Here is a 23,982-nt window from a genome sequence, read left to right as displayed (position 1 = left end):
GTGGTGTGGAGGGCGTGGGTGCCTCCGAGCTCGCGCCTGCGCCTGTGCCGGACCCTGTCCCTGCGTCCGAGTCCGCGCCCGCTCCCGGCGGTGTGGAGGGCGTGCCTGCGCTCGCGCCCGCACGCGCTGCCGGAGCCGGGGGGACCGTGTCCGCTTCCCAGCCGGAGCCTGCGGCCACGGCCACGGTCCCCGCTACGGCCGGTTCCGTGTCGGAGCCCGCTCCAGTGCCCGAAGCCGGCTCCCTCACCCCGTCCCCGAGGAACCGTCGCATCCTGGGCGCCACCCTCCGCTGGACCGCCGCCCTCCTCGTCTTCGCGACGGTCGGGGCCGGGACGGCGTACGGGATCGCGGGCATGCAGCGGACCGACGTGCCCGGTCTCGAGACCGCGTCGGACGGCCGGTGGGTGTACCCCACGCTCGCGAAGCCGCCGCTGCCCTCCGGCAGTTCCGGGCCCCTCGCCGCGGAGAACAAGGCAGGGACCCACTACGCCGATCTGCGCGACCTGGTGCTGCCCGCGCCAAAGGGAGCCACGGCGGACGCGGCGCTGCGCGGCACCGACGGGTGGCTCCCGACGAAGGACCTCCTCGCCGAGTACGGGGAGAAGACGGACCGCGAGGAGCTGGCCCAGAAGTTCACCGACCACGGACTGCGCCACATCGCGGCCCGCGGCTGGACCACCCCCGACGGGACGCACACCCGCGTCTATCTGCTCCAGTTCGACACCGCGGCCGTCGTGGACGAGCTCACCGGCCAGATCGCCCCGTACGGCGGCCCCGGCTACCAGCTGCGTGGTGCCGTCGACTCCGTCTCCGACGACGGCTTCCCGGCCAAGGCCCGGATCGAGGACGTCACGCAAGTCGTCTACACCGAGTCCAAGCCGTACGGCACCGAACAGACCCGGCACGCCTACCTGGCCGTGGGCGACGTGTTCGCCCTGGTCGTCCAGTCCCGCAAGGGCGCCGCGAACCCCGTCCCCTTCCAGCAGACCGTGACCCTCCAGTCCCAGCTCCTCGGCTGAGGAGACCCCTACGGCTCCCCGGGCCCCGGCCGCGTAAGCTGGGGCCCGGCCCGTGTACATGCACCGCACCACGCTCATCCGAGGAGCACCCCGTGGAGATCTTCTTCGAAGCCCTGCTGGTCCTGGTCTGCGTCGGCGTTCTCGCCTTCGCCGGGCTGACCGTGAAGAAGCTGTACCAGGGCCAGCGCTGACCCCCCTCTAGGAACCGCCACTCATGATCGAGATCCCGTCCGACCTCCACAAGGACCTCGTCCCGCTCGCCTTCCTGCTCGGCAACTGGGCCGGCGCGGGCGTGCACGACTTCCCCGGTTCGGAGAAGTGCAACTTCGGCCAGGAGGTGACCTTCGGCCATGACGGCCGGGACTTCCTGGAGTACGCGTCCCACACCTGGGTGCTGGACAACGACGGCAACAAGGTCCGCCCGCTGGAGTCCGAGCACGGCTTCTGGCGCATCGACGCCGACCGCAAGGTCGAGGTGACGATGGTCCGCGACGACGGCGTCGTCGAGATCTGGTACGGCGAGATGGCCGCCCAGAAGCCGCAGATCGACCTGGTGACCGACGCCGTCGCGCGTACGGCCGCCTCGGGGCCGTACACCGGCGGCAAGCGCCTGTACGGCTACGTCAAGAGCGACCTCATGTGGGTCGGTGAGAAGCAGACCCCCGAGGTCGAGCTGCGCCCCTACATGTCGGCCCACCTGAAGAAGGTCGTCACCCCGGAAGAGGTCGAGCGCTGGGCCAAGGCCCTGCCCGATGACCTTCCGGACGACGGGATCGCCTTCTTCAAGTAAGCCTTCCGCCGAGTGGGACCTAGACTTTCCGGTGTGGTGAGCACCGATTGGAAGAGCGACCTCAGGCAGCGCGGCTACCGGCTGACCCCGCAGCGCCAGCTTGTCCTCGAAGCTGTGGACACCCTGGAGCACGCGACCCCCGACGACATCCTCACGGAAGTGAAGAAGACGGCGTCGGGGGTCAACATTTCCACGGTCTACCGGACCCTGGAGCTCCTGGAGGAGCTCGGTCTGGTCAGCCATGCCCATCTCGGGCACGGGGCGCCGACGTATCACCTCGCCGACCGCCACCACCACATCCACCTGGTCTGCCGCGACTGCCAGAACGTCATCGAGGCGGACATCAAGGTGGCCGCCGACTTCACCGCGAAGCTCCGGCAGGAGTTCGGCTTCGAGACCGACATGAAGCACTTCGCGATCTTCGGCCGCTGCAAGGACTGTTCTCTCAAGGCTTCAACTACCGAGTCGTAGGCTTAGTCATATGAAGAGCCCTCTGCTGTCCCTGCCCGGTGCCGTCCCCGCCGAGGGTGTGGACGAAGGCGTCGCCGCGCACTACGGAGACCTGTTCCGCGAGCAGCGCGCCCTCGCCGAAGGAACCGGATTCGTCGACCTCTCGCACCGCGGGGTCGTGTCCGTCACCGGCGACGACCGCCTCAGCTGGCTGCACCTGCTGCTCACCCAGCACGTCAGCGACCTCCCGACGGGCCAGGCCACCGAGGCGCTCATCCTCTCCGCGCACGGCCACATCGAGCACGCGCTGTACCTCGTCGACGACGGCACGACCGTCTGGGCGCACGTCGAACCCGGAACCCAGGAGGCGCTGGTCGCCTACCTGGAGTCGATGAAGTTCTTCAACCGGGTCGAGGTCGCCGACCGCACGGACGAGTTCGCCGTCGTCCACCTTCCCGCCGGTTCCATCGCCGAGGTGCCGGAGGGGGTCGTCGTACGCGAGACGCCGTACGGCCGCGATCTCTTCCTGCCGCGCGCCGACCTGGAGTCGTACGCCGAGAAGTCCGGCCCCGCGGTCGGCCTGCTCGCCTACGAGGCGCTGCGGGTCGAGCACCACCGTCCGCGCCTCGGTTTCGAGACCGACCACCGCACCATCCCGCACGAGCTCGGCTGGATCGGCACCGCGGTGCACCTCCAGAAGGGCTGCTACCGGGGCCAGGAGACCGTCGCCCGCGTGCAGAACCTGGGCAAGCCCCCGCGCCGCCTGGTCTTCCTGCACCTGGACGGCAGCGAGGTGCACCTGCCGCCCGCCGGGACCGACATCCGGCTCGCGGACGAGGGGCCCGACGGCCGCAAGATCGGTTTCGTGACCACGTCCGTACGCCACCACGAGCTCGGCCCGGTGGCGCTCGCCCTGGTCAAGCGGAACGTCCCCCTGGACGCACGCCTCGTCGCCGACACGACGGCCGCGGCCCAGGAAGTCGTCGTGGAGCCGTAGGACCTGTCCTGAGCGGGCTTCAGATCTCCAGCAGGACCGTGAACGGGCCGTCGTTCGTCAGGGACACCCGCATCCGCGCACCGAAGCGGCCGGTGGCCACCGTCGCTCCCAGGGCGCGGAGCTGGGCGACGACCTCGTCGACGAGAGGCTCGGCGACGTCCCCGGGGGCGGCGGCGTTCCAGGTGGGGCGGCGGCCCTTGCGGGCGTCGCCGTACAGGGTGAACTGGCTGATCACGAGCAGCGGGGCGTCGATGTCGCTGCACGACTTCTCGTCGTGCAGCATGCGCACCGACCAGAGTTTGCGGGCGAGTTGGGCCGCCTTTTCCTTGGTGTCCTCGTGGGTGACCCCGACGAGGACGCACAGTCCCTCGCCGCTGATCTCCCCGACCGTCTCGCCGTCGACGACGACGCTCGCGCCGTCCACCCTCTGCACCACTGCACGCATGTGCCCATGATGCCGGTCGCGCAGGAAGTACCCGTGTTCGGGTTTATTTTTGATCCTTAACCCCCCATCTGGGGCTGTTCGGGGCCGTTCGGGGGCACTCGGTCACATAGCGGCCACTTGGGGTGGCACGATGCTTCCACACGCCGGTCGAGGGGACGGTAGAGGCGCATGAGCACACCGAGTACCGGGCAGCAGGGGCCCGTCCGCGTTGCCCACAGGGCGGAGCCGGAGACACCCCGGCCGCCCGCGCAGCGTACGGACAGCCACCTGCTGCCCCCAGATCCGATCGAACACGATCTCGCCAGGCTGAGCCTGCCCGAACTGCGCACTCTGCGCCGGGACGCCCAGCAGGACGAGGCCGACCTCAGCTACGTCCGACGGCTGCTGCAGGGCCGTATCGACATCCTCCGCGCGGAACTGCTGCGCCGGTCACCGACGGGCGCGGGCTCGGTGCTCGAGCACCTCCCCGAGGCCTCGGTGGTCGACCGGCTCCCGGAGATCCTCACCGACGCCCCGGCCCGCCACCGCTCCTCTGCCCGCCACGTCACGCTGGGCACCCCGCACAGCGAGGAGTACCGGCTGCTGGCCGCCGAGACGCTCGCCGAGGTCGAGCTGTCGGACCTCTCCGCGCGGACCGACCTGGAACTGAGCACCGCGATGGGCCGGCTCGTGCGGTACGAGCAGCAGGTCTCCGGGCGACGGCAGCGGCTGCAGCGGACGGCGGACGAGTGCAGCGGGGAGATCGCGCGGCGGTACCGGGAGGGCGAGGCGCAGGTGGCGGACCTGCTGACCTAGGGAACTTCTCGGCGGGCCCGGGCAGGAAAATCGACGCGACACGTCATCCCCGCCCGCCTACCGTGGCCCCATGAGCGCCCCAGCCGACCTAGACGTCCGTCCCGTCACCGAGGCCGAGTATCCCGAATGGCTGCGTGCCGTGCATGCCGGGTTTCTGCGGGAGCCGGTCGTGTCGGAGGCGGAACTGGAGGCCCGCAGAAGGCAGTTCGAGCCGGGTCGGCTGCTCGGGGCCTTCGACGGGGACCGTTGCGTGGCGACCTTCCGGTCCTTCGCGCAGGAGGTGACGGCCGTCGGTGGTGAGTTCGTGGCCGCCGACGCGATCACCGCCGTCACCGTGACCGCCACCCACCGCCGGCGCGGGCTCCTGACCCGCATGATGAACCAGGACCTCGCCGCCGCGAAGGAGCGCGGAGACGTCCTGGCGACGCTGATCGCCGCCGAGTACGGGATCTACGGCCGCTACGGCTTCGGCCCCGCCACCGCGGCCGCCGAGTGGACGATCGACGTCACGCGCGCCGGCCTCGACCCCCGTGGCCCGGATCTGGCCGGCGGCCGTATCGAGCTGGTGGAGGCCGGCGACGTACGCAAGCTCGGTCCGGAACTGCACGACCGGATGCGCCGTGCCCTGCCGGGGGCGATCAGCCGGGACGACTGGTTCTGGCAGCTCAATACGGGGGCCGTACGCCCCGATCCGAAGTGGACCGAGCCGTTCTTCGCCGTGTACCGGGCGGCGGACGGCACGGTCGAGGGGTTGATGGCGTACGAGGTGGACGACAAGTGGGCCGACACCATGCAGCCGTTGAACACGGCGAGCGTGCGCAGCCTGATCGCCTCGACCCCGGCCGCCGAGCGTGCTCTGTGGCACTACCTGTGCTCGATCGACTGGGTCATGCGGGTCAAGAGCGGCTGGCGGGCCCCAGACGACCTGCTCCCGCACCTCCTGCCCAACTCCCGGGCGGCCGGGATCACCATGCAGTCGGACTGGCTGTGGGTGCGGATCCTGGATGTCGTACGGGCCCTGGAGGCGCGGACGTACGAGGGTGAGGGCGCGCTGGTGCTGGAGGTCGTGGACGGGTCCGGGATGGCGGGCGGCCGGTACCGGCTGGAGGCCTCGCCCGCCGGGGCCACCTGTACGGCGACGACTCGGAGCGCCGATCTCACGCTGGACGTACGGGAGTTGGCGACGCTGTGGCTCGGTGACGAGTCGGTGGAGCGGCTCGTGGCGCTCGGGCGAGTGCGGGAAGAACAAGCGGGCGCCGGCCGGGGGGCCGACGCCCTGCTGCATACATCCAGGCGTCCTTGGTGCCCGGACATGTTCTGACGCTCCCTTCTGGTGTGGACGGTTGGGCTGTTGCCTCGCATCCGTAGCGAGCTGTTCAGTTGTGGCTGTTCAGTTGTGCCTGTTCAGTTGTGGCTGTGCGGTGTGTGCAGCTGCCGCTGCTGTTCAGTTGTCGGTGTTCAGTTGTGACTGTGCAGACCGACCGGGCTCCCGGCTCCCCTCCGGAAGGGAGCCCGATCAGCCGGATCCTGGGCCCGGCGGGCGGGCGTCAGCCGGACTGGGCGAGCAGCATCACGAGGATGACCGCTCCGATGCCGCCGATCGCGACGTTCTTGGACTTGACGCCGATGGTCAGCGCGACGAACGCGACGATGCCCATCGCACCCCACTTCCACTGCACGAGTGCCTCGAAGCCGACGGCGAGGGCGGCGATGGCGACTGCGATGAACGGCATGACGGTCCCCCCTTCGGGACGGTGGCCCCTGTCGGCCGCCGAGTTGGCCAACCTTGTGAAGTTTTGACCATGTTCCTCAAGGTTGCTCAAGTTGGCGACCAACTTCACTGTACTTATCTCCGCTTGGATGCGGCTCATAACCACCTTCCAGTGAACTGCCCAAAGATGGCGGGAAGTTGTAGTGTTTGGTCGTGGACCCGAAACACGCCTCCGTCAATGGACGGAAGAGGTCACAGCGGCCACACACGTCACCTCGCGAGGTGGCCGACGAGCTCCGCGCCCGGATCCGGTCCGGCACGCTGCGGGCAGGTCAGCGCATGCCCACACAGGCGCGGTTGGCCGACGAGTTCGGCGTCGAGCGCGGGGTCGTACGGCAGGCGCTGCACCTGCTGCAGACGGAACACCTGCTCACCAACGTCTCCAAGGGAAGCCCGGCGACCGTCGCCCCCGACCTGGGGCTCAGCGGGGCGCTCACCGGCCCCGGAGCCGCCCCGCAGCCCACGATGGTCGCCCTCGGTCCCCGGATCGCCACCGCCTTCGCGGCCCCGCACGTCGAGATAGACGCCCTGTGCCTGACGTCGGTGTCCCTCAACCTCGCCATCGGCGAGGGATTGCGCCAGATCCACGCCGGACGACTGAATCCGGCCAAGATCGACGTCCGCGTCCTGCTGCCGGGCCGGGACATCGACCTCGCCTTCCCGGTATCCGTCGAGGACCGCGACGACGACCCGGTCCACGAGCGCTGGCTGGCCCAGCGCAACGCGCAGGGGCAGGTCCTCCGGCACAACCTCCTGGCCCTGCGTGCCACACACGGCATCGACGTCCACGTCTCCTTCCGCGCCCTGCCCTTCACACCACCGGTGAAGCTCTACCTCCTCAACGGCACGGAGGCGCTGTTCGCGTACTACACGCTGACGCGCCGCAAGGAGGAGATCGACCACGAGCACCTGGAGCTGTACGACTCCGAGGGCACCCAGTCGATGCTGTTCGCCTTCGAACAGGGTGCCGGCCTGCGGGACACGACCTTCGTGGAGCAGTCCCACCTGTGGTTCAACGCACTGTGGGAGACGATCAGTTCGGAGCTGGCGCTCACGGGCTGACGTCTCCCACAGTGGCGGATCCGGGCGCGTTCGGGTCATAGGGCGGGCCCCGCGACCAGCAGAGCGAGAACCACGGCCCCGGTTGAACTGATCGCGGGGTTCTTGGCTTTGATGCCGATGGTGAGCAGGAGCATCCCGATGATGCCGCTGGCGCCGTACTTCCACTGCAGGGTCTGCTCGACGCCGACGACGAAGACGGCGGAGAGGAGAGCGAGGGCCGGCATGTTGGTTCCCCCTTCGGGCTTACGGGCGGGCGAGGCGGGCGAGGAGGTAAAACTTCCGCCAACTCATCCAAGTTGGCAACCAACTCTGCCTACGTTGTCCCCACTTGGTGGGGGTTGATAAACAACTTCCAGACAACTCCCCATAGATGGATTGGAGTTGTAACGTTTGGTCGTGACCCAGGAGAACGTGGCAGTGAACGGCAGCAGAAGGCTCTCGCCCCAGGAAATCGCCGACACCCTGCGGGAACGCATCCGCACGGGCGACCTCAAGGCCGGCGACCGCCTCCCCACCCAGGCCGAACTCGCGGAGGAGTTCGGCGTGGAGCGGGGTGCTGTCCGCCAGGCGCTGCGCGCGCTGCAGGAGGACGGGTTGCTCAGCAATGTGAGCAAGGGGAGTCCGCCGCGGATCGCGGAGCGGGTGCCCGGGCTGTCGGGAGAGCCGCAGCCGACGATGGTCGGCCTGGCCCCCCGCCTCACGGAGGCCTTCTCCAGCCCGCACGTCCGCATCGACGCGGCCTGCCTGACCTCGGAGACCCTCATGGTGGCCCTGAGCGAGCCGGTCCGCCTCATTCACGAGGGCCGGATCCACCCCGAGTCCATCGACGTCCGTATCCTGTTGCCCTCCCGCGACATCAACCTGGCCTTCCCGGTGCCGGTGGAGGCCCCCGACGACGACAACCCGGTCCACCAGCGCTGGCTGGAGATGCGCAACGCCCAGGGTCACGTCCTGCGACACAATCTCCGTTCCCTGCGCTCCTCCCACGGGATCGACGTCAAGGTCAGGTTCCGCGCCCTGCCGTTCACCCCGCCCGTGAAGCTGTACCTGCTCAACCAGGCGGAGGCGCTGATCGCGTACTACATGGTCGCGCGCCGGGAGGAGGCCACGGATACGGGAATTCTCGACATGTACGACGTCCTCGGCACGGAATCGCTCCTCTTCTCCTTCGCGAAGAACGCCGGCGAGCGTGACGCCGCGTTCGTCGTTCAATCGCAGAAGTGGTTCGACGCCCTCTGGGAAACCATCACCACGGACCTGACACTCTCCTAGTGACTCCTGAGACGACGCACACTGAACCGGTGACAGCAGAGACAGCACGACTCGCATCACTGGTCTCCTCCGCTCGGTATGTGCTCTGGGACATGGACGGGCCGATGTGCCGGTTGTTCGCGGGGTATCCGGCGCACCAGATAGCGGGTGAACTGGTCGACAAGATCGATCAGTTGGGGATGGGCGGACTGCTTACCGAGCAGGAACGATCCGGCAACGACCCGCACGATGCCTTGCGCGGTGTCCACGAACGACGCCCCGGGAGCGATCTGGTCCTCGAACTGGAGGAGTGGCTCACCCGGCGTGAACTGCAGGCCGTTCCCAAGGCGATGCCGACCCCGCACGCCGACCCACTGATCCGGACGTGGTCGGCGCTCGGCGTGAGATTCGCGATCACCACCAACAACGCCGCTCTCGCGGCAGCGGCGTACGTCGCGAGCCGAGGACTGTCGGACTGCTTCCCCTATGTCTACGGCCGCACGGCGAACCTCGATCTGATGAAACCGAACCCGCATTGCCTGGAAGAGGCCATCAAGGCCATGGGCGCCGTTCCGTCCGCCACGCTGATGATCGGCGACGCTGCAACGGACCTCCAGGCCGCGCAACGAGCCGGGGTGCAGTTCCTTGGCTACGCGCGTAATGCGGACAAGGAGCAGATCTTGAGGGAGGCGGGAGCCGAGGCGGTCGTGGGCTCGCTGGCGCAGGTGCTGGACGTGCTGCGCCCTGTTCCCTGAGTTGTCGGTACCACGATGTGCATGTAACCGGTCCACTGTGCTGCCCGCCCCCTACCACTTTGATGAGGCTGATCAACTAGCCGTCCAATTGGACTGGTTGCCTCGAGTGTGGTTGTGCCCTGACCGGTTGATCGACTAACCGGCCTGCAAATATTGGTCTGTTGGCCGGACGGGATTGACTGTTTGTGGACTGAAAGCGGTTTGGATGGCCGGTGAGGGAGGTACGGTCGCGATGTGAGCGTAGAACGCGGCAAGAGAGCCACCATTCTGGCGACGCTGCGGTCCCGTATCTCCGACGGCGAGTACCGGCCGGGTTCCAACCTGCCCCCGCAGCGCGCTCTCGCCGACGAGTTCGCGGTCTCACGGGACACGATTCAGCGCGTCCTGGAGGAGCTGAGGACCGAAGGCTGGATCGAGTCACGTCAGGGCAGCGGCTCGAAGGTCCGAGTGACGCTCCCCGTCCATGTGACGACCCAGTCGAAGGTGTCCCCCGGCCGGATTGCGCTCGGGCCTTTCATCGCCCGAGCCTTCGCTCAGCCCGTCGTGGAACTCGACGTCTTCACGTTCACCTCGGAGAGCCTCGACACCCACATACGGGTGCAGGCCGAGGCGATCCGCAATGGCCAGATCCCCGCCCCCGAGCGCATCGCGCTCCGCATACTGCTGCCGTCCGACACGATCGAGCTCCCGTATCCACGGGCCAGGGTGTCGAAGGACTACCCCGCCCTCGAAGTGAAGGAACTGGACCGGATTCTTCAACTCCGGACTCGCGAGATCATCCGACGGCACACGTCCTCGCTGCGTAATGCCCTGCGCAACCTCAAGACGGACGGACTGGTGCCCGACGTGGTGGTGCCGGTCCGGGAGGTGCCGCTCGTTCCGACCCACAAGCTGTACCTGCGGCGCGGCGCGGAGGGTCTGCTGGGTCCGTACAAGATCGTGGAGCGCACGATTCTGATGGACGACGACACCGAGATCGACGCCTGGGATGTCCTGGGACTGGGGTCGACGTTGATACGGCTCGTCAACGACGAGGGCGATCCCAACGCCACCGGTTCCGTATTCATGCAGAGCTGGCAAGAGTGGTTCGACTCCTGTTGGCACCGCTATGACCAGCCTTGATTGTGTTCCCTGTTCGTCCATCCCGTCGAGCGGTGTGAAGCCAACGAGTGAACTGTGTTGCAACTGGGTAGCCAGTTCTGAATAACGCCCGTGTCAGGGATGCTTGAGCACTACAGTGTGGTCCTCTCGTGCTGCGCATGAAAATCGGAGGCGCTGCATAGTTGCTCAGGAGTGCCCGTGGGTGGTCCATCCGGGCCCGCCGCCGCGTTCGCGGGGCGGGCGGCCCGCGAGGCGCTCGGTGAGCTGGTCTCCCACGCCAGGTCCGCGGGGAGACTGACCCGCGGTCACCACAACCTGAACTACATTGTTCCGCCACCGCCCTGGCTTGATCAGCTGACGGATCACAAGTTCATCATGGTGCGTGAGCGCCAGCGCTCCGCGTTGCCGGTGGTGATCCGGACCTGGCAGGACGAAGCGGAGATCCTCGAGGCAATCGGCTGCGTTCTCCCCCATGTGCCGCGGTGCCTGTTGAAGTACGGCGACATCGCGGTCATGAGCTATGTGGACGGTGTCCCCCTGTCGAGCGTCTGCCCCAACGGCAAGCCCGTGGACCAGCATCTGGTCCGGGCCCTCGCCGAACTGCTGGCGGACATGACACAGGTCGGCCGCAAGGAGCTGCCCCCCCTGCCGCAGTTCTGGCCCCGGTCCAGCCGGGACAGCCGGGCCTTTCTGCGCACGCTGGCCCTGGCCACGGAGACGCAGGTCCGTCAGCGCAACTGGCACAGGTTCGGCGGTCTGTTCGCGATGCTTGGCATCCCCGAGGACGCCATGGTGCGGTTCGCTGAGCGCGTGCCCGCGATGATCAGCCGCCCTTTCAGCCTCCTCCACACGGATCTGCACCGCGACAACGTCATCGTTTCGTACGAGGCCGGCCCCCCTTTGATCTGCGTGGACTGGGAACTGTCCAGCTACGGCGACCCGCTGCACGATCTCGCCACCCATCTGGTGCGCATGGGCTACCTGGACGGTCAGTGGGACGAGGCCGTCGAGGCGTGGCGCTCGGCGATGGTGTTGCGGCGTCCCAAGGCGGTCAACGGCCTGGAGCGCGACCTGCGGCACTATGTCGCCTTCGAGCGCGCCCAGTCGGTCTATCCGGACGTGATGCGCGCCGCGACCTCTCTGGGCGAATCGTTCGACCAGAAGGATCTGGACGCCGCAACCGAGGCGGTGTACTGGGCCTTGCAGGCCGCCGAAGAGCCGTTGCGTCTGAAGAACGTTCCGGACGAGAAGGCCATCGAACGCATTCTCTTCCGCTGGAACGTCTCGCACGGCAAGCGTCACAGCCGTGACCGGGCGGTGTCGTCCATCTCCTGGGTGCGCGATCCGCGGTTCCCCGAGCATCCGGCGTTCTCCGAGTCGGCGGTGCAGGAGGCTCTCTTCGAGGAGGGGGCGGCGCTGGCCGACCGGGTGTTCAAGGGGACGGCACACCTCAGCACGGCGGTGCGGGTGGAAGGCGTGCCGTACCCGGTGATGGTGCGGCGCAAGGTGGGAGCCGGCAACTCCCGGGAACGTCGGTTCCTGAACGAGCACGTCGTGCTGCGGGCGATCGAGGACTCGGGCGTGGCGGTGCGGGCGCCGCGGGTGCTGGCCCTGGGGACCAGTGAACTCGGAGACCAGTTCACCATCCATTCCTTTGAAGGGCCGGAAGGGGAGATCCGGGCTCCCGATCACCCTGAAAGTGGCCTCCTGCCGCACGAGGCGGACGACCTCGTGAACCAGCTGCACGCCCTCACACAGGTCGACTGCGCGAAGCTGACGGAGGACTCGTACGCGCCGGCCGCGGGGTTTCACGAACAACTGTGCGATGAGCTGATCCGGATGGTGTCGGAACTGCCGAAGGAGACGCTTCAGCTCGCGGGCCAACTCGGCCTTCCCGCCAGCGGCTTCCGTCTCGAACAGATCCTCCGTCGGCATACGGTGGCCCCTCGACGTGCCGTGCTTCTGCACGGAGACCTCAATCCGTGGAACATGATCCGTCGTGAGGACGGCACCGGCCTGACCCTGATCGACTGGGAGATGGCGATGGTGGGCGACCCCCTCTACGACCTCGTCCGCCACATGCATCTGACGCCGACTCTCCCCGAGATCCGCTCGCGCATGTTCGACAGGTGGTCGCAGCTCTTGCCAGAGGAGTGCACGAGGGGATGGCGTCTCGACTGGCGCGTGTACCGCTGGATCGAGACCGTGCGTTCCGCCTATGTAGACCTGGACCGGCTGATGACCCGCGACAGTCTCGATGCCCCCAATGTGAGCCGTGCGGTGGGGACCTATGCCATGACCCTGACCGCGGCGACCGCGACACTCGGCCTGCGGGCCAATCTGACCACGAATCCCTATCTTGTCCTCGCACTGCCGCACGGAGACCATTGAGGATCGTCGCCGCACAGTTGGCCCAACTGGTGCGTCGCGAGGCGGAGCGGCCGCTCCGGTACGGGGGAAGGGGCTCCAGATGTCCGGCAGCAGCGTGCCCAGCGCCACCATGGGCGAACGGTTGAAGAGGTTCCAGGCACGCTACGAGCCGATGATCACGCGAGCGCTGCTGCTGGGCATCTTCGGAACAGGGTTACTGGCTCAGTTCGTGAAGCCCGTGGGAGACGCGATGGCGGGCAAGACCTTTCTGGGCGGTGCGCTGCTCAGCCTGGTCGGTTACGTCCTGTACGACACCCTGAAGGATCTCGCAGCATCCCTCCGCCTGGCCCCACGAGCGCAGGTCAAGTCCCAAGAACTGGGCAGATTCGTGACGGAGGCATTCGCAGCTCAGGCAGTGGAGATCAGTTTTCTCGGCTATACCGGCGAGACGCTGCACAACGAGCTCTACCACCGTCTCGAAGCCATGCTCGGGAGTCCCGGACCCATCAGGCATGTGCGGATCAGGTTCCTGGTGCCGGACTTCCGCCTCCCCATGTCGGTCCCTTCCCGGGTGGGTCCTCAGGGAAATCCCGTCGATGACGAGGAGTTCCGCAGAGGACTGGAGATTCAATGCATGGGGTACGCAAGAAGGCTGTCCGCGCTGGCTCACCTGCTGACCGGCGCAGGCCGGATGACGGCCGAGTGCGAGTACCGTTTCTACCCCGGTATACCGCGGGACAAGATCTGCATCTTCAACCGTGAGCTGGTGCTGCATGGTCTCTACGACCTGGCAGCCCGGACCATAGAGTCCAGTTCAGGGCCCGAGTACTACGACCCGAAGGGCTACCAGACCGATCTGACCTTCTGGTCTTCGGACGGCACTGACGAGGCCAAGACCGCCCTGGCGGCATGGAACAAGCACTTCGACGACCTGTGGGATCTGGCCGAGGTACCCCGCTGGCATCAAGGCACAACGCCGTGATCATGCCCTGGGCGTCCCGCTAGGCTCACCCCCATGACCGCCCCCGGCCTGCGCCAGCGCAAGAAGCAGCGGATGTACGAGACCCTCTCGGAGATCGCCATCCGTCTCTTCCTGGAGAAGGGCTTCGACGCCGTCTCCGTGGCCGAGATCGCCGCCGCCGCCGAGATCTCCAAGCCCACCCTCTTCCGGTACTTTCCGGCCAAGGAGGACCTCGTCCTCCACCGGATCGCCGATCATGAGGACGAGGCGGCGCGGGTCGTGGCCGCATCCGACGAGCCGCCCCTTGCCGCCCTCCGGCGGCACTTCCTCGAAGGGCTGGAGCGGGACGACCCCGTCACCGGGCTCAATGATCACCCCCAGGTTCTCGCCTTTCACTCGCTGCTCTACGGCACCCCCGCCCTTGTCGCGCGCGCCCACGGGCACCTGGAGCGGCAGGAGGCCGCGCTGGCCGAGGTGCTCGGGGGCGATCTCGACGCCCGCCTGGCCGCCGGGCAGATCATCGCCGTGCGGCGGATTCTCGCCATGGAGAACTGGCGGCGGATCGCCAAGGGGGAGACCGTCGAGGACGTGCGCGTGGATGCCGTGGCCGCGGCCGAGCGGGCCTTCGGGGTGCTGGCGGACGGGCTTCCGTGGCTCAGCTGAGTAAGATCGAGTAAAAGATTTAACCCGGTTTCATTTCCTCGCGTACGCTCGTCCCCATGACGTCAGCCGGCCCCGCTCCGCATCCCGCCCTGAAAGAGGCCCTCCACCGCGAGCGCATCCACCACGACCGTTGCCGTACCGCCCTCGCCGCCATGATCGACGGAGCCCAGGAGCAGGTCGTCGTCGGTGAGGACGTCTCCGCCTCCGGGGCGGACGCCGAGGTGCTCGGATATCAGCTGCGCAGTCAGGCCAAGGAGATGCGGGAGCTTCCCGAAGGGCCGTTGTTCTTCGGGAAGCTGGAGTTCGACCACGGCGACCATGCCGGGCAGGCGTATCACCTGGGCCGGCTGCGGATCACCGAGCATCCCGCCGCTCCGCCCCTGGTCGTCGACTGGCGCGCCCCCGTCTCCCGCGCCTTCTACCAGGCGAGCGCCCGCGATCCGCAGGGTGTCGCCGTGCGGCGGCGGTTCGGATGGGCGCCGGGGAGCAAGGGGGCGTCCGCCGATCTCACCGGGCTGGAGGACGAGCACCTCAGGGACGGCGGGCCGCCGCAGGTCAGCGACATCGTCGCCCGGGAGATCGAACGACCCCGGGTCGGGCCCATGCGGGACATCGCGGCCACCATCCAGCCCGAGCAGGACGATCTCGTACGGGGAGACCTCGCCGTTTCCGTGTGTGTGCAGGGAGCTCCGGGCACCGGCAAGACCGCCGTCGGGCTGCACCGGGCCGCCTATCTCCTCTACACCCACCCGCAGCGGATGCGGCGCGGCGGGCTCCTCGTCCTCGGGCCCAACCGGACTTTCCTCTCCTACATCGCGCAGGTGCTGCCCGCGCTCGGCGAGGCCGGCGTACGGCAGTCCACGCTCCATGACGAGATCGCCCGCCACCCGGTCACCGCCACCGACGCCCACCCCACCGCCGTCCTCAAGCACGACCCCCGGATGGCGGAGGTGCTGCGCCGGGCGCTGTACGCGCGGGTGTCGACAGCACAGGTCGACTCCCTGGAGATCAAGGACGGTTCGTACCAGTGGCGGGTCGGGGCCGGTGAACTCGCGCGGATCGTGGCGGACGTACGACAGGAAGAGCCGCCGTACGCCATCGGACGGGAGCGGGTGCGCAGCCGGGTGGTGCGGAGTGTGCAGCTGCAGGCCGAGCGGCGGGCCGGGCCGCAGAGCGGTGCGTGGGTGCAGCGGGTCTCGCGGTCCCGAGTGCTCGGGGCGTTCCTCGACGCCGTGTGGCCCAAGGTGCGGCCCGAGGAGGTCGTGGCCGAACTTCTCTCTGACCGTGAGGAGTTGGCGGCCGCAGCCGATGGGATTCTCGACTCCGAGGAGCAGAAGAACCTGCTGTGGACCAAGCCGCCGCGGTCGTGGAAGTCGGCGCGCTGGTCGGCGGCCGATCTGGTGCTGCTCGACGAGGTCGCCGGGCTCGTGGAGCATCCTGAGGGGTACGGCCATCTCGTCGTGGACGAGGCACAGGACCTGTCTCCCATGGAGTGCCGGGCGATCGCCCGCCGGGCCCGTTTCGGGTCGATCACCGTGCTCGGTGACCTGGCGCAGGGGACCACGCCCTGGGCGGCCCGCTCGTGGCACACCGTCCTGCGTCATCTCGGCAAACCGGACGCGGCCGTCGTGCCGCTGACCATCGGCTTCCGTGTCCCGCAGGCCGTCGTCCAGCTCGCCAACCGGCTCCTCGCGCAGTTGAATGTCGCGGTGCCGGAGGGGCGGTCCCTGCGCGGGGACGGGGAGTTGAGGATGCGTCCCACCTCCCCGGACGCCTTGCCGGGCGTGGTCGTGGACGCCGTACGGGAATCGCTCGCGCACGAGGGGTCCGTGGGAGTCGTCGTCGCCGACGCCGATGTGGAACGCGTACGGCAGGCCCTCTACGCGGCCGGGATCGCCGCCGCCGGACCGGACGAGCTCGGTGCGCGGGTGAGCGTCGTACCGGCCGGGGTGGTCAAGGGACTTGAGTACGACCATGTGGTGGCCGTCGAGCCGGCCGCGATCGCGGAGGCGGAGGAGCGTGGGCTGCACCGGCTGTATGTCGTGCTGACCCGGGCGGTGTCGCGGCTGGTGGTGGTGCACGGGCGGCCGCTGCCGTTCTAGCGCGCTGCTGCCCGCAGGCGGGCGCACGTGGTAACCGGTTTTGGTGGCCCGCCCGCGGGCAGCCCACCTGGTGGCGGGCCGCCCGTGGTGGGGTCAGGCGCGGTCGAGGAGGGGGATCAACTGCTCCTCCTCATACGTCAGATGGGCCTCCAGCTCGGTCGTCAGGCGGTCGACCTCCGTGCGGACGGTATCGAGGTCGGTGCCGGAGAGCGCCTCGCGCAACTCCTCCACCAGGGCCGCGATGTGCTCGTGTTCGGTGCGCAGGCGGTCGATGGCCGGAGCCGCCTCCGGGTGGCGGTCGGCCAGGAACGGGAACATTGCCACGTCCTCGCCGGTGTGGTGGTTGTGCAGGCCCTGGCAGAACGTCAGGCAGTTGACTCGGAGCTGGGCGCCCAGGGTGCCGGTCCCATCGGACTTGGAGGCCAACTCCGTTCGGATCAGTGCGAATTCGCGGCGGAAGGCGTCGTGGACGAGCCTGATGGCCTCGCCGGGGGACGAGGCGTTGATGTTCGGCGGGCCCGGGCGGGCGATCTCGTGCAGGGCGACCACGGGGAGGACGCGGTCGGTCTTCTCCTGGTACGTGGCCCAGCCACGGTCCGACTCCACGGCTCGTGCGAAGGCCCGGTCCCGCTCCCCGCCCGCCAGGACGACCGCCTTCGCCTCGTACGTGAACACCCCGCTCTCGACTGTGACTTGGGGGTGCGCGACGAGGTTGCGGTACCAGTCGGGGTGGCGGGGTGAGCCGCCCGCCGAAGCGATCACGAGGATGCGGTCGCCGCCGTCGGGGAGGTAGCCGACGGGGGTGGTGTGCGGGGTGCCGGTGCGGGCGCCGGTGGTGGTGAGGAGGATCAGGCGGCCGCCCTCGAACGGGCCGCCGACCCGGCCGTGCTGGGCGCGGAACTCGTCGATGATCCGCTGGTTGAAGTCCTGGATGGGGTTGGTCACTCTCTCTGCTTTCTCTGGTCTCCGGTCATTTCCTGGACGACTCAGAGAAAGCGGAGGGCTTCTTGCCCTCCCCGGCCTCACTCAGAGGCCGGGCACCCAACTCGCTCACGGCACAAGGCCGACCCGGCAGTCATGCACGCACGGTAACGTCCGCGGCATGACCGAGACCAGCGAGTTTGCGGACATTCCCACGACCACCCTGGCCGATCTGCTCGGTCGGGACCAGGTCATGGACATCGGGATCCGACCTCTGTGGGGGCCGGTGCCGAGGGTGGCGGGGCCGGCGTTCACCGTACGGTGCCCGCCCGGCGACAACCTCATGCTGCACGCCGCGATCCACCGGGCGCCGGCCGGCTCGGTCGTCGTGGTCGAGTCGGGGGACCTCAACTACGCCCTGGCCGGCGGGAACGTGTGCGCGGTCGCGCAGCGGCGGGGGATCGCGGGGTTCGTCGCCGACGGGCTGATCCGCGACCTCGCCGAGGTGCGGGAGGCCGGCTTCCCGGTGTTCGCCCGAGGGGTCATCCCGATCCCGGGCGCGAAGAAGGCCGTGGCGCCGCTGGGCGGTCGGGTGCGGTGCGGCGGCGTGCGGGTCGAGGCCGGGGACGTGGTGGTCGCCGACGAGGAGGGGGTCGTGGCGGTCCCCGCCGCGCGAGGGTCCGACGTCCTCGCCGCTGCCCGCGCCAGGCTGGCGAAGGAGGTGGCCGAGACGCTCGACTCGTGGGAGGCGGCGCATCGGGCGCGTATCGACGAGATCCTCGCGGAGGCCGGGTTCGAGGGATGACGGACGGGGGCCGGAGGCCGGGGGTGCTTCTCTTCCTGGACGTCGACGGGACACTGCTGCCGTTCGGGGCGGTGGGGCCGTATCCGCTGTACGAGCCGGCCTTTCCGGACGGGGCCGTCACCGGCCATCCGCTGCTGCCCCGTGTCGATCCCGCGCTCGGCGCGCGTCTGACGTCGCTGGGCTGTGCGCTGGTGTGGGCCACGACCTGGGGGGACGACGCCAACACCGCTCTGGCGCCCTGGCTCGGACTGCCCCGGCTGCCGCTCGTGGACTGGCCGGACCCGGACGACGACGAGACGACCGGCCTGCACTGGAAGACCCGCCCCCTCGTCTCCTGGGCGGCTGGGCGGCCGTTCGTCTGGGTCGACGACGAGATCACCGACGCCGACCGGGCCTGGGTGGCCGCCCATCATCCCGAACGGGCTCTCCTGCACCGAGTGGATCACCAAGTGGGGCTCACCGAAAGGGACTTCGCGGTGCTGGAGGAGTGGCTGGCGAGGGGAGGACGGTGACCGGGCCGGGTGATATCGAGTGGTCGGCCGAGCCCCGCTCCGCCTACGGTCGCCCGCATGGCTGACGAAGGCTTCACAGATCCACGGCTCGCCGCGATCTACGACGCGGTCGAACCCGATCGCGGCGACCTGGACGCGTATGTCCGGATGGTGGAGGAGTTCGGGGCGCGGCGGGTGTTGGACATCGGCTGTGGGACGGGGGTGTTCGCGCTGTTGCTGGCCGGGCGGGGGATCGAGGTGGTGGGGGTCGATCCCGCCCTCGCCTCGCTCGACGTGGCCCGGGGGAAGCCGGAGAGTGAGCGGGTTCGCTGGATCGATGGGGACGCGACCGAACTTCCGCCGCTGCGCGTCGACTTGGTGACCATGACGGCCAACGTCGCCCAGCAGATCGTGGAAGCGGATGCCTGGCGGGAGACGCTGCGGGGTGCGTACACGGCGCTACGGCCCGGTGGGCGGCTGGTGTTCGAGACGCGCGACCCCGCCCGGCGGGCCTGGGAGGAGTGGCACCGGGAGGCGTCGTACGCCGTGACGGACGTGCCCGGCGTCGGAGCGGTGGAGAGCTGGGTCGACGTCATCGGCGTGGACGGGCAGTTGGTGTCGTTCCGGTGGAGCTATGTGTTCGCGGCGGACGGGCGGACACTGACCTCGGACTCGACGTTGCGCTTCCGGGAGCGCGGGGAGGTCGAGGCGGAGCTGATCGCGCGGGGGTTCGTGGTGGAGGACGTACGGGATGCGCCGGACCGGCCGGGCAAGGAGCTGGTGTTCGTGGCGCGGCGCCCCTGAACAGGCTCAGCGCTGAAGTCGCGTCGGCAGGGGCACCCAGCGGCGGGGGGCGTGGCCGTCGACCGCGTCCCGCCCGTCGCTGATCCGCAGACCCGCCGCGGCGCAGCAGTAGGCGAGGACGTCGGCGCCGTAGGGGAACGCGTGCTTGCGCTGCCAGAAACGGAAGGTCCAGTAGGCGGCCGGGTCCGATTCGTGCGGCCCGATGTGGATCTCGTCGCCGGCGACGATCTCGCCGTCGTGGGCCAGGGCGCCGAACGTGCCGCCCTTCGGGTTGAAGTACACCCCGTAGGCGGTGGTGCCCGCCGATATCGCCCGCAGCACGGCGTCATCGCTGGGCATGTACCCGTCCTGTGTGATCACACAGCCGCCGGGGGTACCGTCGACGCCCGTGACGCCCACGTAGCGAAGGGACTCGTCGTAGTCCATCGGGTCGAAGGGCGCGTCGTCGGGATCTGTCCTCGGGCACTGCGCGGGATCGGCACCGAGTCGCCGTATCAACTCGTCCTCGTCGAGGCCCTGCACGAAGCAGATGCCGAGCCCTTCGGTCCACATCGGCTCCGCACCGAAGGCCGCGATGAGCGCGTCCGCGGCCTGCTGGGCGGCGACCTCCTCCGGGGGCAGCTCCACCGCCCCCGGCAGGTGTTGGACGAGCGGAGCGAGCGGCGTGGTCAGCAGCAGCCGCCCCGGCGACCAGGGCTCCGCCTGCGGTGTCCACACGTCCGCGCCGGCGTCGATCAGCGCGCGCACGGTGGCCTCGTCCATGCTCTGTACGGCGTACCAGAGCGGGGTGTGCTCTTCGTCGTCGCGTACGTCGACGTCCGCGATGTGAGGCAGGAGCGCGGCCACCGCTTGTGCCGAGCCCTGTTCCGCCGTGAGGTGCAGCGGGGTGGCGCCACGCCATCCCGCCCGGGCGTCGGGCGGGGCGCCTGCCTCCAACCGGGCCCTGACCAGGGCCGCGTCGCCCCAGTCGCGGTAGCCCATGCGCTGCCAGTCGGCCTGCGGCACGTAGCGCTGCCGGGCCTCCTCCGCGCGCTGTAGCGCCTCGCGTTGGCGTCGGTTGAGGGGTGGCGCCAGGAGTGTCGGCGGTCCGCTGACCTCCATCGTCGCGAACGAACCCGGGAGCGCCTCCGGTTCCGGCGGCGCGAGTCCGGGCCAGACCTCGATCGCCCGGCGTGCGGCGGCGTGGAGCGCGTCCACGTCGACCGGAGTACGGGTCTCGGGCACGCCTTCGTCCGGCCACTCGACGACCAACTGCGTTTCCCCGGGCGGGGGGAGCTCCGTCAGATACAGGTCGACGTCCGTCTTGAACAGGGATCTGCGGGAGTGGTGCAGGCCCGGATCCAACGGGATCAGCCCGACCGCCTGCTCGGTCGACGCCTCCTGCGGCTGTCCCTGCGGCCCTGTCCAGGAGATGCTCCGCATCACGGTGCCGTCCAGCGAGGTCACCCGCCGTCCGTCGGAGAGCAGCAGTCCCACCCGCAGCCCGGACTGCCGTCGCTGGTCCCCGCCCTGCCGACGGGTGTTGCGGAACACCGCCAGATGCAGGGTGACCGACCTCGGCCACACGGACCACCCCGTCACCAGGACCCGCGTCCCGGCGCCCACCCCGACCACTTCCAGCTGCGGCGACAGCGCGGGCGCGAACCGGTCGACGGGCGGCGCATACCGTCCCTCGTCCGCTCCCGGTGGCTGTAACCGGGCCAACACGGCCTGCTCGGCGGCCGGTTCCTCAGCAAGCACCAGATCGTCAAAGAACCCCATGTGCCGAGCGTCGCACACGGCACTGACAATGCCCGGGGCGAGGACTTCCTGACGTGGGGGCTTCGGGGCGGGGCGCCGGCATCCACGTCAGGAACGCCGGCGCCCCATCACCGCAGCCACAGTGAGGCGAAGCCGTTGATCCTCGCGTCGTCGGGCGAATCGGCGCGGTAGAGCACCTCGACGCGGTCGCCTTCCTCGTACGACGGTGGATTGGACCCCGTCGAGCTGCGGAAGGTCCTCGGCGTGCCGTCCGCGGGCGTGAACTCGACCACGGGGTACGCCGCCGGCTTGTCGTCCGACCTCGCCCTGCGGGAGGACGTGCCGACGCTGTCGTTGCGCCAGTCCAGCGCGACCACCGTGCCCCGGGCCTTCTGCGCATCCGTCAGGAACGAGACCGACACCCCCGCCAGGACCAACCCGACGACCAGGAACAACGACCCGAACGCGATCGCCCCGAACGCGACCCACTGGCGGGCACCCCACCCACGCCACGGAACCCGCACACCGTCCCCCTCGCTCATCCGCTCGTCCGCTCGACCGGAGCGAACTGGGACGCCATCCCAACGACGGCTCGCTCACCGGCGTCGGCCGACCGATGCCGCTCCGCGTCAGGACGGCGACAGCACGCAGAACTCGTGGCCCTCCGGGTCGGACAGGCACGTCCACGGGACGTCGCCCTGGCCGAGATCGAGGTCGGTGGCGCCGAGGGTATGCAGCCGGGCCACCTCCGCCGCCCGGTCGTCACCGGGGTACGGCAGCAGGTCGAGATGGACACGGTCCGGCACGCTCTTCACGTCTGGCGTGCGGAGGAACTCGAGATACGGGCCGACGCCCTGGGCGGAGCGCAACACCGCCTGATCGTCGGTCACTTCGTGCAGGGTCCAGTTCGTCGCCGTACTCCAGAACCGGGCCATGGCCCGCGGATCCGCGCAGTCGACCACCACCGCGGCGATCGGCCCGGTGTCCCGGTAGACCTCGCGAGGCTCCAGTACGCAGAACTCGTTGCCCTCCGGGTCGGCAAGGACCGTCCACGGCACTTCGCCCTGGCCCACGTCGACATGCGTCGCGCCAAGAACCTCCAGGCGCGCGACCAACTCCGCCTGATGGGCCGCCGACCTGGTGGCGAGATCGAGGTGAACACGGTTCTTCGTCGCCGTCTTGGCTTGCGGAACGGGGACGACGTCGATGCCGACACCGACCGGGTCCGGCCACACGAGACCGCCCGCGGGGCCGACGTAGGTGGTCACGCCGGGACTGTAGGCACTCCAGCCGAGCGCCTCCGCCCAGAACCGGCCGACCGCCGGCCCGTCGAGAGCCTTGATGTTCACCTGAACCGGTCGCAGCGCCATACCGGCGATCCTATGGAGGTTGTCCGGTCTCGCTGGGGGCGAGGCAGCCTGATGTCCTGACCTGTGGTGCCTCATCTTGAGCGAGACACCGTTGGACATTCCGTCTCGGTCAAGATGAGGCATCTGGCTATGTGTCAGTGGCTGCCCAGGTCGCGGGAGCAGTAATGGCCACGTCCCTGACGTGAGCTGTAGTGGATCACCGCGTTCGGCAGCCTCGGCCTTCAGGTGAGTGGGACTCAGTCGTGCTGGCCGAGATTGGTGCGCACGATCATTTTGCCGATGTTCTGTCCGCGCATCATGTCGAGGAATGCGTCGGCGGCGTGGTCGATTCCGTCGACGACTGTCTCGTCGTACGCGATGCGTCCGTCGCCCAGCCCTTCGGTCATGAGCCGGCGGAACTCGGGGGCGAGGGCGAGGTGGTCCGCGACGGTGAACGGTTCGAGCGTGAGCGACCGTGCGGCTACGTTCGCGAGATGGCGCGGGCGGCGCGCCGGTCCGGACGTGTTGTATTCGGAGATCGCACCGCACAGGGCGGCACGGCCGCCGTCGTTGAGGGCGGCCAGGGCGGCGTCGAGGTGGTCGCCGCCGACGTTGTCGAAGTAGACGTCGATGCCGTCGGGGGCGGCTTCGGCCAACTGCGCGGCGACCGGAGCGTCCTTGTAGTTGAACGCCGCGTCGAAGCCGTACTTCCCGGTGAGAAGGGCGACCTTCTCGGCCGAACCGGCGCTGCCGATGACCCGGCCCGCACCCAGGACGCGGGCGAGCTGGCCGGCGGTGGAGCCGACCGCGCCCGCCGCACCGGACACGAAGACCGTGTCGCCGGGGCGCATGCGCGCCACGGCGGTCAGGCCCGCGTAGGCGGTGAGGCCGACCAGACCGAACATGCCGAGGTGGAGCGAGAGGGGTACGCCCGGAGCCTCCGGCACGATGCGGAAGCCCTCGGCGTGCTCCTGTGCCACGTCGCGCCATCCGTACTCGTGCAGGACCCAGGTGCCCACGGGCAGGTCCTCGGAGGCGGAGGCGACGACGCGGCCGACCGCGCTGCCCGTCATCGTCTCGCCGAGGGGGAACGCCCAGCCCGGAACGTCGCTCATCCGCATGCGCATGTACGGGTCGACGGAGACGAATTCATTGACGACGCGGACGTGTCCCGGCTTGAGGGGGCCGTAATCGACCTGGACGGTGCGGAAGTCCTGGGGCGTCGGCCACCCGTCGGGGCGCGAGACGAGCTGGATCTGGGTGCTGGTGATCTCTGACAAGGGTGCTCCCGGTTGTCGGGTTGTTGGTGGGGGTGTTCAGGGGGGCCACGTCCGGGTTGG

General features: G+C 69.2%; 25 protein-coding genes. 17 read left to right on the top strand and 8 right to left on the bottom strand.

Going from position 1 to position 23,982, the window contains the following annotated elements:
• Positions 1-146 precede the first annotated feature (146 nt).
• From AQJ46_RS19560 to ygfZ, 4 genes are all read left to right on the top strand, one after another.
• A complete protein-coding gene (locus AQJ46_RS19560) occupies positions 147-1,019 on the top strand; it encodes a hypothetical protein (protein WP_404828456.1) in 873 nt (290 codons plus the stop codon).
• A 214-nt stretch (positions 1,020-1,233) separates the two neighbouring features.
• On the top strand, positions 1,234-1,809 hold the full coding sequence (locus AQJ46_RS19555; protein WP_059206787.1) for an FABP family protein: 576 nt from the start codon (positions 1,234-1,236) through the stop codon (positions 1,807-1,809).
• Positions 1,810-1,842: 33 nt separating this feature from the next.
• Positions 1,843-2,280: a Fur family transcriptional regulator gene (locus AQJ46_RS19550; protein WP_057608747.1), complete on the top strand. Its 438-nt coding sequence runs from the start codon at positions 1,843-1,845 to the stop codon at positions 2,278-2,280.
• Between the two features lie 10 nt (positions 2,281-2,290).
• On the top strand, positions 2,291-3,256 hold the full coding sequence (gene ygfZ, locus AQJ46_RS19545; RefSeq protein ID WP_057608746.1) for a CAF17-like 4Fe-4S cluster assembly/insertion protein YgfZ: 966 nt from the start codon (positions 2,291-2,293) through the stop codon (positions 3,254-3,256).
• A 19-nt stretch (positions 3,257-3,275) separates the two neighbouring features.
• On the opposite strand, the gene dtd is transcribed toward ygfZ, so the two are convergent.
• Positions 3,276-3,701 carry a D-aminoacyl-tRNA deacylase gene (gene dtd, locus AQJ46_RS19540; RefSeq protein ID WP_059206786.1) on the bottom strand — a complete coding sequence of 142 codons (426 nt, stop codon included), beginning with the start codon at positions 3,699-3,701 and terminating at the stop codon, positions 3,276-3,278.
• Positions 3,702-3,869: 168 nt separating this feature from the next.
• On the opposite strand from dtd, the gene AQJ46_RS19535 reads away from it, so the two are divergent.
• Both AQJ46_RS19535 and AQJ46_RS19530 read left to right on the top strand, forming a co-directional pair.
• Positions 3,870-4,496: an RsiG family protein gene (locus AQJ46_RS19535; protein ID WP_059206785.1), complete on the top strand. Its 627-nt coding sequence runs from the start codon at positions 3,870-3,872 to the stop codon at positions 4,494-4,496.
• Positions 4,497-4,566: 70 nt separating this feature from the next.
• Positions 4,567-5,817 (top strand): GNAT family N-acetyltransferase, encoded by a 1,251-nt coding sequence (locus tag AQJ46_RS19530; protein ID WP_059206784.1) that lies wholly within the window; start codon positions 4,567-4,569, stop codon positions 5,815-5,817.
• A gap of 226 nt (positions 5,818-6,043) precedes the next feature.
• On the opposite strand, the gene AQJ46_RS19525 is transcribed toward AQJ46_RS19530, so the two are convergent.
• Positions 6,044-6,229, bottom strand: coding sequence for a hypothetical protein (locus tag AQJ46_RS19525; RefSeq protein WP_057608742.1), 186 nt, complete (start codon positions 6,227-6,229; stop codon positions 6,044-6,046).
• A 185-nt stretch (positions 6,230-6,414) separates the two neighbouring features.
• Between AQJ46_RS19525 and AQJ46_RS19520 the strand changes: the two genes are divergently transcribed.
• Positions 6,415-7,329, top strand: coding sequence for a winged helix-turn-helix domain-containing protein (locus tag AQJ46_RS19520; RefSeq protein WP_079072349.1), 915 nt, complete (start codon positions 6,415-6,417; stop codon positions 7,327-7,329).
• A gap of 35 nt (positions 7,330-7,364) precedes the next feature.
• On the opposite strand, the gene AQJ46_RS19515 is transcribed toward AQJ46_RS19520, so the two are convergent.
• Complete coding sequence (locus AQJ46_RS19515) at positions 7,365-7,553, bottom strand: hypothetical protein (RefSeq protein WP_053851924.1); 189 nt, start codon at positions 7,551-7,553, stop codon at positions 7,365-7,367.
• 166 nt (positions 7,554-7,719) lie between these two features.
• Between AQJ46_RS19515 and AQJ46_RS19510 the strand changes: the two genes are divergently transcribed.
• The 7 genes from AQJ46_RS19510 to AQJ46_RS19480 all read left to right on the top strand — a co-directional run bounded on the left by AQJ46_RS19510 (position 7,720) and on the right by AQJ46_RS19480 (position 16,532).
• Positions 7,720-8,601, top strand: coding sequence for a winged helix-turn-helix domain-containing protein (locus AQJ46_RS19510; protein ID WP_059206782.1), 882 nt, complete (start codon positions 7,720-7,722; stop codon positions 8,599-8,601).
• Complete coding sequence (locus tag AQJ46_RS19505; RefSeq protein ID WP_063803823.1) at positions 8,550-9,335, top strand: HAD family hydrolase; 786 nt, start codon at positions 8,550-8,552, stop codon at positions 9,333-9,335. The genes AQJ46_RS19510 and AQJ46_RS19505 overlap by 52 nt, the downstream gene beginning before the upstream one ends.
• 234 nt (positions 9,336-9,569) lie before the next feature.
• Positions 9,570-10,457, top strand: coding sequence for a GntR family transcriptional regulator (locus tag AQJ46_RS19500; RefSeq protein WP_059206781.1), 888 nt, complete (start codon positions 9,570-9,572; stop codon positions 10,455-10,457).
• A 177-nt stretch (positions 10,458-10,634) separates the two neighbouring features.
• Positions 10,635-12,827 (top strand): aminoglycoside phosphotransferase family protein, encoded by a 2,193-nt coding sequence (locus tag AQJ46_RS19495; RefSeq protein ID WP_059206780.1) that lies wholly within the window; start codon positions 10,635-10,637, stop codon positions 12,825-12,827.
• A 79-nt stretch (positions 12,828-12,906) separates the two neighbouring features.
• On the top strand, positions 12,907-13,788 hold the full coding sequence (locus tag AQJ46_RS19490; protein ID WP_059206779.1) for a hypothetical protein: 882 nt from the start codon (positions 12,907-12,909) through the stop codon (positions 13,786-13,788).
• A 33-nt stretch (positions 13,789-13,821) separates the two neighbouring features.
• Entirely contained in the window at positions 13,822-14,430 is a 609-nt protein-coding gene (locus AQJ46_RS19485; protein ID WP_059206778.1) for a TetR family transcriptional regulator, read from the top strand.
• A 56-nt stretch (positions 14,431-14,486) separates the two neighbouring features.
• On the top strand, positions 14,487-16,532 hold the full coding sequence (locus tag AQJ46_RS19480) for a HelD family protein (RefSeq protein WP_059206777.1): 2,046 nt from the start codon (positions 14,487-14,489) through the stop codon (positions 16,530-16,532).
• Between the two features lie 93 nt (positions 16,533-16,625).
• On the opposite strand, the gene AQJ46_RS19475 is transcribed toward AQJ46_RS19480, so the two are convergent.
• Entirely contained in the window at positions 16,626-17,477 is an 852-nt protein-coding gene (locus AQJ46_RS19475) for a nitroreductase/quinone reductase family protein (RefSeq protein ID WP_059206776.1), read from the bottom strand.
• A 157-nt stretch (positions 17,478-17,634) separates the two neighbouring features.
• Here AQJ46_RS19475 and AQJ46_RS19470 point away from each other — a divergent pair, with 157 nt between their 5' ends.
• The 3 genes from AQJ46_RS19470 to AQJ46_RS19460 are packed head-to-tail and all read left to right on the top strand — an operon-like array spanning position 17,635 to position 19,553.
• The gene (locus AQJ46_RS19470) at positions 17,635-18,258 is read left to right on the top strand and encodes an RraA family protein (protein WP_059206775.1); all 624 of its coding nucleotides are present in this window, start codon (positions 17,635-17,637) and stop codon (positions 18,256-18,258) included.
• Between the two features lie 23 nt (positions 18,259-18,281).
• Positions 18,282-18,770 carry an HAD domain-containing protein gene (locus tag AQJ46_RS19465; protein ID WP_059206774.1) on the top strand — a complete coding sequence of 163 codons (489 nt, stop codon included), beginning with the start codon at positions 18,282-18,284 and terminating at the stop codon, positions 18,768-18,770.
• 57 nt (positions 18,771-18,827) lie between these two features.
• Positions 18,828-19,553: a class I SAM-dependent methyltransferase gene (locus AQJ46_RS19460; RefSeq protein WP_059206773.1), complete on the top strand. Its 726-nt coding sequence runs from the start codon at positions 18,828-18,830 to the stop codon at positions 19,551-19,553.
• Positions 19,554-19,559: 6 nt separating this feature from the next.
• Here the strand turns inward: AQJ46_RS19460 and AQJ46_RS19455 are convergent, their stop codons facing one another.
• From AQJ46_RS19455 to AQJ46_RS19440, 4 genes are all read right to left on the bottom strand, one after another.
• Entirely contained in the window at positions 19,560-21,314 is a 1,755-nt protein-coding gene (locus AQJ46_RS19455; RefSeq protein ID WP_059206879.1) for an ankyrin repeat domain-containing protein, read from the bottom strand.
• 107 nt (positions 21,315-21,421) lie between these two features.
• The gene (locus AQJ46_RS19450) at positions 21,422-21,835 is read right to left on the bottom strand and encodes a DUF3592 domain-containing protein (protein WP_079072348.1); all 414 of its coding nucleotides are present in this window, start codon (positions 21,833-21,835) and stop codon (positions 21,422-21,424) included.
• 87 nt (positions 21,836-21,922) lie between these two features.
• Complete coding sequence (locus tag AQJ46_RS19445; protein ID WP_059206772.1) at positions 21,923-22,663, bottom strand: VOC family protein; 741 nt, start codon at positions 22,661-22,663, stop codon at positions 21,923-21,925.
• A 236-nt stretch (positions 22,664-22,899) separates the two neighbouring features.
• Positions 22,900-23,922: an NADP-dependent oxidoreductase gene (locus tag AQJ46_RS19440; protein ID WP_059206771.1), complete on the bottom strand. Its 1,023-nt coding sequence runs from the start codon at positions 23,920-23,922 to the stop codon at positions 22,900-22,902.
• Between the last annotated feature and the right edge of the window lie 60 nt (positions 23,923-23,982).

The organism is Streptomyces canus (assembly GCF_001514145.1).
GTDB classification, from domain to species: domain Bacteria; phylum Actinomycetota; class Actinomycetes; order Streptomycetales; family Streptomycetaceae; genus Streptomyces; species Streptomyces canus.
Note: the sequence above shows the minus strand (reverse complement) of the source record. Positions and strands in the feature narration are given on the sequence as shown.

Coding starts and splice junctions, on each gene's coding strand:
- AQJ46_RS19470 (WP_059206775.1), top strand. CDS start 17,635: ATGACCGAGACCAGCGAGTTTGCGGACATTCCCACGACCACCCTGGCC.
- ygfZ (WP_057608746.1), top strand. CDS start 2,291: ATGAAGAGCCCTCTGCTGTCCCTGCCCGGTGCCGTCCCCGCCGAGGGT.
- AQJ46_RS19485 (WP_059206778.1), top strand. CDS start 13,822: ATGACCGCCCCCGGCCTGCGCCAGCGCAAGAAGCAGCGGATGTACGAG.
- AQJ46_RS19515 (WP_053851924.1), bottom strand. CDS start 7,553: ATGCCGGCCCTCGCTCTCCTCTCCGCCGTCTTCGTCGTCGGCGTCGAG.
- AQJ46_RS19535 (WP_059206785.1), top strand. CDS start 3,870: ATGAGCACACCGAGTACCGGGCAGCAGGGGCCCGTCCGCGTTGCCCAC.
- AQJ46_RS19460 (WP_059206773.1), top strand. CDS start 18,828: ATGGCTGACGAAGGCTTCACAGATCCACGGCTCGCCGCGATCTACGAC.
- AQJ46_RS19480 (WP_059206777.1), top strand. CDS start 14,487: ATGACGTCAGCCGGCCCCGCTCCGCATCCCGCCCTGAAAGAGGCCCTC.
- dtd (WP_059206786.1), bottom strand. CDS start 3,701: ATGCGTGCAGTGGTGCAGAGGGTGGACGGCGCGAGCGTCGTCGTCGAC.
- AQJ46_RS19455 (WP_059206879.1), bottom strand. CDS start 21,314: ATGGGGTTCTTTGACGATCTGGTGCTTGCTGAGGAACCGGCCGCCGAG.
- AQJ46_RS19445 (WP_059206772.1), bottom strand. CDS start 22,663: ATGGCGCTGCGACCGGTTCAGGTGAACATCAAGGCTCTCGACGGGCCG.
- AQJ46_RS19490 (WP_059206779.1), top strand. CDS start 12,907: ATGTCCGGCAGCAGCGTGCCCAGCGCCACCATGGGCGAACGGTTGAAG.
- AQJ46_RS19530 (WP_059206784.1), top strand. CDS start 4,567: ATGAGCGCCCCAGCCGACCTAGACGTCCGTCCCGTCACCGAGGCCGAG.
- AQJ46_RS19555 (WP_059206787.1), top strand. CDS start 1,234: ATGATCGAGATCCCGTCCGACCTCCACAAGGACCTCGTCCCGCTCGCC.
- AQJ46_RS19450 (WP_079072348.1), bottom strand. CDS start 21,835: ATGAGCGAGGGGGACGGTGTGCGGGTTCCGTGGCGTGGGTGGGGTGCC.
- AQJ46_RS19525 (WP_057608742.1), bottom strand. CDS start 6,229: ATGCCGTTCATCGCAGTCGCCATCGCCGCCCTCGCCGTCGGCTTCGAG.